This window comes from Escherichia sp. MOD1-EC7011, from assembly GCF_002965005.1.
GTDB lineage: Bacteria > Pseudomonadota > Gammaproteobacteria > Enterobacterales > Enterobacteriaceae > Escherichia > Escherichia ruysiae.
This window is the reverse complement of sequence record NZ_PTRD01000039.1, coordinates 1-12,550: the sequence shown is the minus strand read 5'-3', so window position 1 is coordinate 12,550 and position 12,550 is coordinate 1. Positions and strand designations below refer to the sequence as shown.

Here is a 12,550-nt window from a genome sequence, read left to right as displayed (position 1 = left end):
GACATTCAGATCTTCCAGTGGTGCATGAACGCATGAGAAAGCCCCCGGAAGATCGCCTTCCGGGGGCTTTTTTATTGCGTGGTTGATACCGATTCAGACAGGTTTAAAGAGGAAGAAGGAAATGACAGACAACACTCGTTTACGCATAGCTATGCAGAAATCCGGCCGTTTAAGTGATGACTCGCGCGAATTACTGGCGCGCTGTGGCATTAAAATTAATCTTCACACCCAGCGCCTGATCGCAATGGCTGAAAACATGCCGATTGATATTCTGCGCGTGCGTGACGACGACATTCCCGGTCTGGTAATGGACGGCGTGGTTGACCTTGGGATTATCGGCGAAAACGTGCTGGAAGAAGAACTGCTTAACCGCCGCGCCCAGGGTGAAGATCCGCGCTACTTTACCCTGCGTCGTCTGGATTTCGGCGGCTGCCGCCTTTCGCTGGCAACGCCGGTTGATGAAGCCTGGGACGGCCCGCTCTCCTTAAACGGTAAACGTATTGCCACCTCTTATCCTCACCTGCTCAAACGTTATCTCGACCAGAAAGGTATCTCTTTTAAATCCTGCTTACTGAACGGTTCTGTCGAAGTCGCCCCGCGCGCCGGACTGGCGGATGCGATTTGCGATCTGGTTTCCACCGGTGCCACGCTGGAAGCCAACGGCCTGCGCGAAGTCGAAGTTATCTACCGCTCGAAAGCCTGCCTGATCCAGCGCGATGGCGAAATGGAAGAATCCAAACAGCAACTGATCGACAAACTGCTAACCCGTATTCAGGGCGTGATCCAGGCGCGCGAATCGAAATACATCATGATGCACGCACCGACCGAACGTCTGGATGATGTCATCGCCCTGCTACCTGGCGCAGAACGCCCAACAATTCTGCCGCTGGCGGGTGACCAACAGCGCGTAGCAATGCACATGGTCAGTAGCGAAACCCTGTTCTGGGAAACCATGGAAAAACTGAAGGAACTGGGCGCCAGCTCGATTCTGGTTCTGCCAATTGAGAAGATGATGGAGTAATAGCCATGAGCTTTAACACAATCATTGACTGGAATAGCTGTACTGCGGAGCAAAAACGCCAACTGCTAATGCGCCCGGCGATCTCCGCCTCTGAAAGCATCACCCGTACCGTCCGTGAAATTTTAGATAACGTGAAAACTCGCGGCGATGACGCCTTACGGGAATACAGCGCGAAGTTTGATAAAACCACGGTTACCGCGCTGAAAGTAACTACTGAGGAAATTGCCGCAGCCTGCGAACGCCTGAGCGACGACCTGAAACAGGCGATGGCGGTGGCAGTTAAGAATATTGAAAACTTCCATAATGCCCAGAAACTACCGACGGTAGATGTCGAAACTCAGCCAGGCGTGCGTTGCCAGCAGGTCACGCGCCCGGTAGCTTCAGTTGGTTTGTATATTCCTGGCGGCTCCGCCCCGCTTTTCTCAACCGTATTAATGCTGGCGACTCCGGCGCGTATTGCGGGTTGCAATAAAGTCGTGCTGTGCTCACCGCCGCCGATTGCCGATGAGATCCTCTACGCAGCGCAGCTGTGCGGCGTACAAGAAGTGTTTAACGTCGGTGGCGCGCAGGCCATTGCCGCACTGGCGTTTGGTACTGAATCCGTGCCAAAAGTGGACAAAATCTTCGGGCCGGGTAACGCCTTTGTCACCGAAGCAAAACGTCAGGTTAGCCAGCGTCTGGACGGTGCGGCGATCGATATGCCCGCAGGCCCGTCGGAAGTGCTGGTCATTGCCGACAGCGGCGCAACACCGGATTTTGTCGCTTCTGATTTACTCTCCCAGGCAGAACACGGCCCGGATTCACAGGTGATTTTGCTGACTCCCGATGCTGATATGGCGCGTCGCGTTGCCGAAGCCGTCGAACGCCAGTTGGCAGAACTGCCGCGTGCCGAAACCGCACGTCAGGCACTGAGCGCCAGTCGCCTGATCGTGACCAACGATTTAGCGCAGTGCATAGAGATCTCCAACCAGTACGGCCCGGAGCACCTGATCATTCAGACCCGCAACGCCCGTGAACTGGTCGATAGCATCACCAGTGCCGGTTCGGTATTTCTTGGTGACTGGTCACCGGAATCGGCGGGCGACTACGCCTCCGGCACCAATCACGTGCTGCCGACTTACGGTTATACCGCCACCTGTTCCAGCCTCGGCCTGGCGGATTTCCAGAAGCGCATGACCGTGCAAGAACTGTCAAAAGAAGGGTTTTCCGCGCTAGCTTCGACCATTGAAACGCTGGCCGCCGCCGAGCGCCTGACCGCCCACAAAAATGCCGTTACTTTGCGTGTTAACGCCCTTAAGGAGCAAGCATGAGCACCGTGACTATTACCGATTTAGCGCGTGAAAACGTTCGCAACCTGACGCCGTATCAGTCGGCGCGTCGTCTGGGTGGTAACGGCGATGTCTGGCTGAACGCCAACGAATATCCCACAGCCGTCGAGTTTCAGCTAACACAGCAAACGCTCAACCGCTACCCGGAATGTCAGCCGAAAGCGGTCATTGAAAATTATGCGCAGTATGCAGGCGTGAAACCGGAGCAGGTGCTGGTCAGCCGTGGCGCGGACGAAGGTATTGAACTGCTGATTCGCGCTTTTTGTGAACCAGGGAAAGACGCCATTCTCTATTGCCCGCCAACTTACGGCATGTACAGCGTCAGCGCCGAAACCATTGGCGTCGAGTGCCGTACCGTACCTACGCTGGAAAACTGGCAACTGGACTTGCAGGGGATTTCCGACAAGCTGGACGGCGTGAAAGTGGTCTACGTTTGCAGCCCCAACAACCCAACCGGGCAACTGATCAACCCGCAGGATTTTCGCACGTTGCTGGAGTTAACGCGCGGTAAAGCCATTGTGGTCGCCGATGAAGCTTATATTGAATTTTGCCCACAGGCATCGTTGGCTGGCTGGTTGGCGGAATATCCGCACCTGGCTATTTTGCGCACCCTTTCGAAAGCCTTCGCTCTGGCGGGTCTTCGGTGCGGGTTTACGCTGGCAAACGAAGAAGTCATCAACCTGTTAATGAAAGTGATCGCCCCCTACCCGCTCTCGACGCCGGTTGCCGACATTGCCGCACAGGCGTTAAGCCAGAAGGGAATCGTCGCCATGCGCGAACGGGTGGCGCAAATTATTGCAGAACGCGAATACCTGATTGCCGCGCTAAAAGAAATTCCCTGCGTGGAGCAGGTTTTCGACTCCGAAACCAACTACATTCTGGCGCGCTTTAAAGCCTCCAGCGCGGTGTTTAAATCTTTGTGGGATCAGGGCATTATCTTACGTGATCAGAATAAACAACCCTCTTTAAGCGGCTGCCTGCGAATTACCGTCGGAACCCGTGAAGAAAGCCAGCGCGTCATTGACGCCTTACGTGCGGAGCAAGTTTGATGAGTCAGAAGTATCTTTTTATCGATCGCGATGGAACCCTGATTAGCGAGCCGCCGAGTGATTTTCAGGTGGACCGTTTTGACAAACTCGCCTTTGAACCAGGCGTGATCCCGGAACTGCTGAAGCTGCAAAAAGCGGGCTATAAACTGGTGATGATCACCAACCAGGATGGTCTGGGGACGCAAAGTTTCCCGCAGGCGGATTTCGATGGCCCGCACAACCTGATGATGCAGATCTTCACCTCACAAGGCGTTCAGTTTGATGAAGTGCTGATTTGTCCACACCTGCCCGCAGATGAGTGCGACTGCCGTAAACCGAAAGTAAAACTGGTGGAGCGTTACCTGGCTGAACAAGCAATGGATCGTGCCAACAGTTATGTGATTGGCGATCGCGCGACCGATATTCAACTCGCAGAAAACATGGGCATTAATGGTTTACGCTACAACCGCGAAACCCTGAACTGGCCGATGATTGGCGAGCAACTCACCAAACGTGATCGTTACGCTCACGTGGTACGCAACACCAAAGAGACGCAGATTGACGTTCAGGTGTGGCTGGATCGCGAAGGCGGCAGCAAAATTAACACCGGCGTTGGCTTCTTTGATCACATGCTGGATCAGATCGCCACCCACGGCGGCTTCCGTATGGAAATCAACGTCAAAGGCGACCTCTATATTGACGATCACCACACCGTCGAAGATACCGGCCTGGCGCTGGGCGAAGCGTTAAAAATCGCCCTCGGCGACAAACGCGGTATTTGCCGCTTCGGTTTTGTGCTGCCGATGGACGAATGCCTTGCCCGCTGCGCGCTGGATATCTCTGGTCGCCCGCACCTGGAATATAAAGCCGAATTTACCTACCAGCGCGTGGGCGATCTCAGCACTGAAATGATCGAGCACTTCTTCCGTTCGCTCTCTTACACCATGGGCGTGACCCTGCACCTGAAAACCAAAGGTAAAAACGATCATCACCGTGTAGAGAGCTTGTTCAAAGCCTTTGGTCGCACCCTGCGCCAGGCCATCCGCGTGGAAGGCGACACCTTACCCTCGTCGAAAGGAGTGTTGTAATGAACGTGGTGATCCTTGATACCGGCTGCGCCAACCTGAACTCGGTGAAGTCTGCTATTGCGCGTCACGGCTATGAACCGAAAGTCAGCCGTGATCCGGACGTAGTGTTGCTGGCCGATAAACTGTTTTTACCCGGCGTCGGCACAGCACAAGCGGCGATGGATCAGGTGCGTGAGCGCGAACTGTTTGATCTCATCAAAGCCTGTACTCAACCGGTGCTGGGCATCTGCTTAGGGATGCAACTGCTGGGACGACGCAGCGAAGAGAGCAACGGCGTCGATTTGCTGGGCATCATCGACGAGGATGTGCCGAAAATGACCGACTTTGGTCTGCCGCTGCCGCATATGGGCTGGAATCGCGTTTACCCGCAGGCAGGCAACCGTCTTTTTCAGGGAATTGAAGACGGCGCGTACTTTTACTTTGTTCACAGCTACGCAATGCCGGTCAATCCGTGGACCATCGCCCAGTGTAATTACGGCGAACCGTTCACCGCTGCGGTGCAAAAAGATAACTTCTACGGCGTGCAGTTCCACCCGGAGCGTTCTGGTGCCGCTGGCGCTAAGTTGCTGAAAAACTTCCTGGAGATGTAATGATTATTCCGGCATTAGATTTAATCGACGGCACCGTGGTGCGTCTCCATCAGGGCGATTACGGCAAGCAGCGTGATTACGGTAACGACCCGCTGCCACGCTTACAGGATTACGCCGCGCAGGGTGCCGAAGTGCTGCATCTGGTGGATCTGACCGGGGCAAAAGATCCGGCTAAACGCCAAATCCCCCTGATTAAAACGCTGGTCGCGGGCGTTAACGTTCCGGTGCAGGTTGGCGGCGGCGTGCGTAGCGAAGAAGACGTGGCAGCATTACTGGACGCAGGCGTTGCCCGCGTGGTCGTCGGCTCCACTGCGGTAAAATCACCTGACGTGGTGAAAGGATGGTTTGAACGCTTCGGTGCCGATACGCTGGTGCTGGCGCTGGATGTACGCATTGACGAGCAAGGCAACAAACAGGTGGCAGTGAGCGGCTGGCAAGAAAACTCGGGCGTTTCACTGGAACAACTGGTGGAAACCTATCTGCCCGTCGGCCTGAAACATGTACTGTGTACCGATATCTCGCGCGACGGCACGCTGACAGGTTCTAACGTCTCTTTATATGAAGAAGTGTGCGCCAGATATCCGCAGGTGGCATTTCAGTCCTCCGGCGGCATTGGCGGCATTGATGATGTCGCTGCCCTGCGTGGTACTGGCGTGCGCGGCGTAATAGTTGGTCGGGCATTACTGGAAGGTAAATTTACCGTGAAGGAGGCCATCGCATGTTGGCAAAACGCATAATTCCGTGTCTCGACGTTCGTGATGGTCAGGTGGTGAAAGGCGTACAGTTTCGCAACCATGAAATCATTGGCGATATTGTACCGCTGGCAAAACGCTACGCCGAAGAAGGCGCTGACGAACTGGTGTTCTACGATATTACCGCCTCCAGCGATGGACGTGTGGTAGATAAAAGCTGGGTATCTCGCGTGGCGGAAGTGATCGATATTCCCTTCTGCGTTGCTGGCGGGATTAAGTCTCTGGATGACGCTGCGAAAATTCTTTCCTTTGGCGCTGATAAAATCTCCATCAACTCCCCTGCGCTGGCGGACCCGACATTAATTACTCGTCTGGCAGATCGTTTTGGCGTGCAGTGTATTGTGGTCGGCATTGACACCTGGTACGACGCCGAAACCGGTAAATATCATGTGAATCAATATACCGGCGATGAAAGCCGCACCCACGTTACCCAGTGGGAAACGCTCGACTGGGTACAGGAAGTGCAAAAACGCGGTGCCGGAGAAATCGTTCTTAATATGATGAATCAGGATGGCGTGCGTAACGGTTACGATCTCGAGCAGCTGAAAAAAGTGCGTGAAGTTTGCCACGTCCCGCTGATTGCCTCCGGTGGCGCGGGCACTATGGAACACTTCCTCGAAGCCTTCCGCGATGCCGACGTTGACGGCGCGCTGGCTGCTTCCGTATTCCACAAACAAATAATCAATATTGGTGAATTAAAAGCGTACCTGGCAACACAGGGCGTGGAGATCAGGATATGTTAACAGAACAACAACGTCGCGAACTGGACTGGGAAAAAACCGACGGACTGATGCCGGTGATTGTGCAACACGCGGTATCCGGCGAAGTGTTAATGCTGGGCTACATGAACCCGGAAGCCCTGGATAAAACCATAGAAAGCGGCAAAGTTACCTTCTTCTCACGCACTAAACAGCGACTGTGGACCAAAGGCGAAACGTCAGGCAATTTCCTCAACGTAGTGAGCATTGCGCCGGACTGCGACAACGACACACTACTGGTGCTGGCGAATCCCATCGGCCCAACCTGCCACAAAGGCACCAACAGCTGCTTCGGCGACACCGCTCACCAGTGGCTGTTCCTGTATCAACTGGAACAACTGCTCGCCGAGCGCAAATCTGCCGATCCGGAAACCTCCTACACTGCCAAACTGTATGCCAGTGGCACCAAGCGTATCGCACAGAAAGTGGGCGAAGAAGGCGTGGAAACTGCGCTGGCCGCGACGGTACATGACCGCTTTGAACTGACCAACGAAGCATCTGATTTGATGTATCACCTGCTGGTGCTGTTGCAGGATCAGGATCTGGATTTAACGACGGTGATTGAGAACCTGCGCAAACGACATCAGTGAGTTGCAGGCTGACTGGATGTGATGTTGTTGTCACATCGGCAACAAAAAAACGGGCATGGTGTCATCACCCTGCCCGTTTTCTTTAAAGCTAAAAAGATTATTTCGCGTTGTAATTACGCAGCGCGTTACGCCCCAGCACAATCCCCGCGCCAACCATACCGCCCAGCAGCACAGCCAGAATCAGTGTGATGGCCTTTTTCGGGCTATCGCGACGTACTGGCAGTGTGGGTTTCATAACGTAACGGTAGGCATTTATATTAAGATCATCAACCTTCAGGCTTTCGATATCCAAAAGGTTTTGACGAGTCTGGTAGTAGCCAGGAGAGAAAACCAGCGGACGGGTCGCTTCATGCTTGATCATCGACTCCAGTGCATCACTCCCCAGAAGGAACAACGTATCCTGCGTTACGTCTTCGGTCTGTTGAATCTGTGGCTTTGCCAACTGTGCCTGATTCGCATATTGCAACGCTTCCTGAATCTGGCGGATACGCAGATCTTTTTGCTCCTGCGCCACCACTTCCTGAGTTTTCAATGAGTCTTTCAGGGTTTTCATACCCAAGGCAATATTATCTTTCAGGTCCTTTTCCAGCTCTTCATTCACCTGGTCATCAACCTGTTGAATATATTCAGCCAGCTTCTTCTGTGCGTCCGCCGCAGTTTGCCCGACATAAGAAACAGCTAACGGCAACGGCTGGTTTTTAACAGAAGGTTCAATGGTTAGTTTTTCTGGTTCTTCCTGATTATCCAGCGTTTCGGCTAATGCAGAGAAGGCAGAACTGAAGCGACCAATTAACGCCTCCTGTAAATCCGACACTTTCGGTGCAGCCGGACCATAGATAACATTCATGGCATTGTTATAGCCAGCAATTTGCCCCACATCTGGCTGAGTAACAATGGCTGTCGACGTCCATTTCTCTTTCGCGACCGCCAGATATCCGATAGCCAGAGCGATTGCCACAATAACAGTGATGAAGATTGTCACCTTCCCACGCCACAACTGCATCAGTAAATCAATTAAATCAATCTGTTCCGGGTCATGGTTATGCCCAGGAATATTATTATTTTCAACTCTCATCATTACCCTAACAGACGGAAAATTTCAGGTCGCCATAGTTTAGCGATAATCTGTATGAATGCTATAGGAGTAACAATAAAAATACTGAATTAATCCACAAACATTAAATGACGTGCGTACAGAAAACCATCATGATAACAATAGGTTAGTCACTACCGAAAAGATCACGGGTATAGACCTTATTTGCTACATCCTTAAGCTCTTCAGACATACGATTAGAAATGATGACATCAGCCTGTTGCTTAAACGTTGTGAGGTCACGTTCCAGTCGCGAGTTGAAGAACGATTCTTCCTTCATCACTGGTTCATAAATGATAACTTCAACACCCTTAGCTTTGATCCGCTTCATAATCCCCTGAATGGACGAAGCGCGGAAGTTATCCGAACCACTCTTCATAATCAGACGATATATTCCAACTACTTTAGGTTTGCGCGACAAGATAGCATCAGCGATGAAGTCTTTCCGGGTACGATTAGCCTCAACGATGGCGGAGATAATATTATTGGGAACAGACTGATAGTTTGCCAACAGCTGCTTAGTATCTTTCGGTAGACAGTAGCCACCGTAACCAAATGATGGATTGTTGTAGTGGTTGCCGATGCGCGGATCAAGACAAACGCCTTCAATAATTTGACGGGTGTTCAATCCTAAACTTTCTGCATAACTATCCAGTTCGTTAAAGTACGCCACACGCATCGCGAGATAGGTATTAGCAAAAAGTTTAATTGCTTCAGCTTCTGTTGAATCAGTAAACAGGGTCGGAATATTTTGTTTGATTGCCCCTTCTTGTAATAACGCGGCAAAACGCTCTGCACGTTCAGAACGTTCGCCGATCACGATACGAGAAGGATGAAGATTATCGTAAAGGGCTTTACCTTCGCGAAGGAATTCGGGGGAGAAAATAATATTTTCGGTGTGGTATTTCTTATGCATAGCGGCGGTAAAACCTACCGGAACCGTGGATTTGATAACCATTACCGCCTGGGGATTTATCTCTGTTACATCTTTAATTACTGATTCTACGCTGGATGTATTGAAATAATTAGTTTTAGGATCATAGTCAGTCGGAGTTGCGATAATCACATAATCTGTATTCCGGTAGGCTTCATTTTTATCTAAAGTGGCATTAAAGCATATTTTATCTGATTGCAAATACTGCTGAATCTCCTTGTCAACAATAGGAGATATCCTATCATTCAGCATTGCGACGCGTGCTGGTAAAATATCTAATGCTACAACCTCATGATTTTGTGCGATTAAAAGCCCATTTGAAAGGCCTACATAACCAGTACCGGAAATGGTGATTTTCATTTCATGCTCTCAGAATTAACTTAACTATGAATCATGATGTTTTTAGCATCCTGATAAGAGTTAAAAGTTTTAACGCTACGATGATGACTGGTCAACGCAACGAAAAACAATTCAGATTTTCTTTATAAGAATAGCTAATATTTATTAAGTTAATATTAAGCAATGAAATTTAGTCTATAAGATTTATGGCAAAAAAAAGCCCAGCGATAAATGCCGGGCCTTAGTTTATTACTGATTAAATCAGATTAATCCAACCATTCGGTGTGGAATACACCTTCTTTATCAATGCGTTTATAAGTATGCGCACCGAAATAGTCACGCTGTGCCTGGATCAGATTCGCAGGCAGTACCGCAGCACGGTAGCTGTCGTAATAGGCAACCGCAGCGGCGAAGGTCGGAACCGGGATACCGTTCTGTACCGCATAGGCTACTACATCACGCAGAGCTTGCTGGTAATCGTCGGCGATTTTCTTGAAGTACGGCGCTAACAGCAAGTTAGCGATCTTCGGATTTTCAGCGTAAGCATCAGTGATTTTCTGCAGGAACTGAGCGCGGATGATACAGCCAGCACGGAAGATCTTCGCGATTTCACCATAGTTCAGATCCCAGTTGTACTCTTCAGACGCGGCACGTAGCTGTGAGAAGCCCTGAGCGTAAGAAACAATCTTACCCAGATAAAGCGCACGACGAACTTTCTCAATGAATTCAGCTTTGTCGCCTGCAGGTTGTGCTTGCGGACCGGACAGTACTTTAGACGCCGCAACACGCTGCTCTTTGAGAGAAGAGATGTAACGTGCAAACACTGATTCAGTGATCAGTGACAGAGGCTCACCGAGATCCAGTGCGCTCTGGCTGGTCCACTTACCAGTACCTTTGTTAGCTGCCTCATCCAGAATCACATCGACCAGGTAGTTACCGTCTTCATCTTTTTTAGTGAAGATATCTTTAGTGATGTCGATCAGGTAGCTGCTCAGCTCACCGTTATTCCACTCGGTGAAAGTCTGAGCCAGTTCTTCGTTGGAAAGGTTCAGGCCACCTTTCAGCAGAGAATAGGCTTCCGCAATCAGCTGCATATCGCCGTATTCAATACCGTTGTGAACCATTTTTACGTAGTGACCTGCACCATCGGCACCAATATAGGTAACACACGGTTCGCCATCTTCAGCTACGGCAGCAATTTTGGTGAGGATTGGCGCAACCAGTTCATAGGCTTCTTTCTGACCACCAGGCATGATGGAAGGCCCTTTCAGCGCGCCCTCTTCTCCGCCGGAAACACCAGTACCGATGAAATTAAAACCTTCTGCGGAAAGCTCACGGTTGCGACGAATGGTGTCCTGGAAGAAAGTATTACCACCATCAATGATGATGTCGCCTTTATCGAGGTATGGTTTCAGGGAATCAATAGCAGCATCCGTGCCTGCACCTGCTTTCACCATTAACAGGATGCGACGAGGCGTTTCAAGAGATTCAACAAACTCTTTCACCGTATAGTAAGGAACCAGTTTTTTGCCTGGATTTTCAGCAATCACTTCTTCCGTCTTCTCACGGGAACGGTTGAAAATAGAGACGGTATAACCACGGCTTTCGATGTTGAGCGCAAGGTTGCGCCCCATCACTGCCATACCGACGACGCCAATCTGTTGCTTTGACATTGTTTACTCCTGTCAGGGGTGGTCACCGCGGGGTTGCGGCTTATTTAAGATAAAGAATAGCTTAATTTATATCTTATTTTACAGTCATATTTTTCATAATTAGGAGATCGATTACTTCTTACCCAATCATCTACTTATCCACTGATATTATAAAAACGTTCAGCAAGTTTTATTAATTCACTATCACTATTATTTGGTATTAGTTCAACATGATTTTCTTTGCTTGTAATGAAATAGTCACTACCAATAGCAGAAAGATGTGAAAATGGCGATGTGCATTCCTTATCAAAAAGAGAACATCCCAAAAAATAGTTCATTGAATACTGAATCCCTAACATGTGCAATATTGTTGGCGCAAAACTTAATGAATTTTTACCGTCTGCATCCAAAATTTCAGGAGTGATATCTCCTCCAATAACCAGAAATGGTATTTCGCCTACAAAGTAACGAGAATCGCTATTAAATGCTTTTTTATATTCTGTCGAAGGAAATGTTGAATGATCTGACGTTATTATTAATAATGTATTATTATAAAATGAACTACGCCGAAAGAAGTCAACAAATTTCCCTAACTGAAAATCATAGTTATAGAATTTATTGTAGAGCGGGTTGTTACCATCAAAATATTTTTCATTTGGACTATCTTGACCATGATGAGTACCAGATGGATAGACACCAATAAAAAAGTGTTCTTTTTTATTTTCCTGAGAGCGTAAAAAATATTGCAGTGCATTAAATGTTTGCTTATCCGTCATTCTATCTCGTTGATAACCAATAAAATCACCCATACCAAGAACTTTATCAAAATTAAGTGTTTTCAACATTGTGTTGAGTGGGTTGTTTTTTTCGGTGGATGCTATAAAATAACTTTTATAACCATACTCTTTCAATATATCCGGTAAAGAGGTTTGACGGTGAAGATAAATATTATCAATTTCTGAGTTAGATAATTGTCCAATACCTGTACCAGTATCAGTAAAGCCATCCCGAAATTGATAACCAGAAGTTAACTGACCTCTTAACCCTCGAAAGGTTGCAGCTGTATGATTATAATAGTTTTTAAAGCTTAGTGCTTCAGTAGATAACTTATTTAAATTAGGCGTAACTGAAAATGCTCCAGGTTTAGAGCTGCCCATAATTTCAGATGAAAAGCCCTCAGTAAATATTACAATAACATTACGGCCTTTGAAACTGTAGTTATTTCCTATAGGGTTAATAAAAACACTTGTTTTTAAAAAAGATTTTCCTGCATCTCCGATCTTATTACTAGGCTTAAAGGTTTGCTGTAAATAGAACAATTTTGCCGTTTCATAAAAAGCATATACTGGCCCCGTATTTATAAAAGAACATACAAGC

Annotated in this window: 12 protein-coding genes and 1 other annotated feature (1 of these 13 cut by a window edge); of the genes, 8 read left to right on the top strand and 4 right to left on the bottom strand. The window is 49.0% G+C overall.

What is annotated here, in order from left to right; all coding sequences use genetic code 11:
- Nucleotides 1-75: a sequence feature (His leader region), on the top strand (it extends 49 nt beyond the left edge of the window).
- 46 nt (nucleotides 76-121) lie between these two features.
- From hisG to hisIE, 8 genes are read left to right on the top strand one after another with little or no spacing between them, the layout of a single operon-like run.
- Nucleotides 122-1,021, top strand: a complete 900-nt coding sequence (gene hisG / locus A7098_RS18650; RefSeq protein ID WP_000131781.1) for an ATP phosphoribosyltransferase — start codon at nucleotides 122-124, stop codon at nucleotides 1,019-1,021.
- 5 nt (nucleotides 1,022-1,026) lie between these two features.
- Entirely contained in the window at nucleotides 1,027-2,331 is a 1,305-nt protein-coding gene (hisD, locus tag A7098_RS18645) for a histidinol dehydrogenase (protein ID WP_000009582.1), read from the top strand.
- Complete coding sequence (hisC, locus tag A7098_RS18640) at nucleotides 2,328-3,398, top strand: histidinol-phosphate transaminase (protein WP_105281258.1); 1,071 nt, start codon at nucleotides 2,328-2,330, stop codon at nucleotides 3,396-3,398. Before hisD ends, hisC begins: the two co-directional genes overlap by 4 nt.
- Nucleotides 3,398-4,465 carry a bifunctional histidinol-phosphatase/imidazoleglycerol-phosphate dehydratase HisB gene (hisB, locus tag A7098_RS18635; RefSeq protein WP_000080099.1) on the top strand — a complete coding sequence of 356 codons (1,068 nt, stop codon included), beginning with the start codon at nucleotides 3,398-3,400 and terminating at the stop codon, nucleotides 4,463-4,465. Before hisC ends, hisB begins: the two co-directional genes overlap by 1 nt.
- A complete protein-coding gene (gene hisH / locus A7098_RS18630; RefSeq protein ID WP_001103560.1) occupies nucleotides 4,465-5,055 on the top strand; it encodes an imidazole glycerol phosphate synthase subunit HisH in 591 nt (196 codons plus the stop codon). Before hisB ends, hisH begins: the two co-directional genes overlap by 1 nt.
- Nucleotides 5,055-5,792, top strand: coding sequence for a 1-(5-phosphoribosyl)-5-[(5-phosphoribosylamino)methylideneamino]imidazole-4-carboxamide isomerase (gene hisA / locus A7098_RS18625; RefSeq protein ID WP_105281257.1), 738 nt, complete (start codon nucleotides 5,055-5,057; stop codon nucleotides 5,790-5,792). Before hisH ends, hisA begins: the two co-directional genes overlap by 1 nt.
- A complete protein-coding gene (gene hisF, locus A7098_RS18620) occupies nucleotides 5,774-6,550 on the top strand; it encodes an imidazole glycerol phosphate synthase subunit HisF (RefSeq protein WP_105281256.1) in 777 nt (258 codons plus the stop codon). Before hisA ends, hisF begins: the two co-directional genes overlap by 19 nt.
- Entirely contained in the window at nucleotides 6,544-7,155 is a 612-nt protein-coding gene (gene hisIE / locus A7098_RS18615) for a bifunctional phosphoribosyl-AMP cyclohydrolase/phosphoribosyl-ATP diphosphatase HisIE (protein ID WP_000954890.1), read from the top strand. Before hisF ends, hisIE begins: the two co-directional genes overlap by 7 nt.
- A gap of 97 nt (nucleotides 7,156-7,252) precedes the next feature.
- Here hisIE and wzzB read toward each other — a convergent pair whose 3' ends face one another.
- The 4 genes from wzzB to A7098_RS18595 all read right to left on the bottom strand — a co-directional run.
- Complete coding sequence (gene wzzB, locus A7098_RS18610) at nucleotides 7,253-8,230, bottom strand: LPS O-antigen chain length determinant protein WzzB (RefSeq protein WP_001261963.1); 978 nt, start codon at nucleotides 8,228-8,230, stop codon at nucleotides 7,253-7,255.
- A 145-nt stretch (nucleotides 8,231-8,375) separates the two neighbouring features.
- Entirely contained in the window at nucleotides 8,376-9,542 is a 1,167-nt protein-coding gene (gene ugd, locus A7098_RS18605) for a UDP-glucose 6-dehydrogenase (protein ID WP_000704838.1), read from the bottom strand.
- A 245-nt stretch (nucleotides 9,543-9,787) separates the two neighbouring features.
- Nucleotides 9,788-11,194: an NADP-dependent phosphogluconate dehydrogenase gene (gndA, locus tag A7098_RS18600; RefSeq protein ID WP_085460843.1), complete on the bottom strand. Its 1,407-nt coding sequence runs from the start codon at nucleotides 11,192-11,194 to the stop codon at nucleotides 9,788-9,790.
- 134 nt (nucleotides 11,195-11,328) lie between these two features.
- A partial coding sequence (locus tag A7098_RS18595; protein WP_105281255.1) for a sulfatase-like hydrolase/transferase occupies nucleotides 11,329-12,550 on the bottom strand: 1,222 nt, incomplete at its 5' end.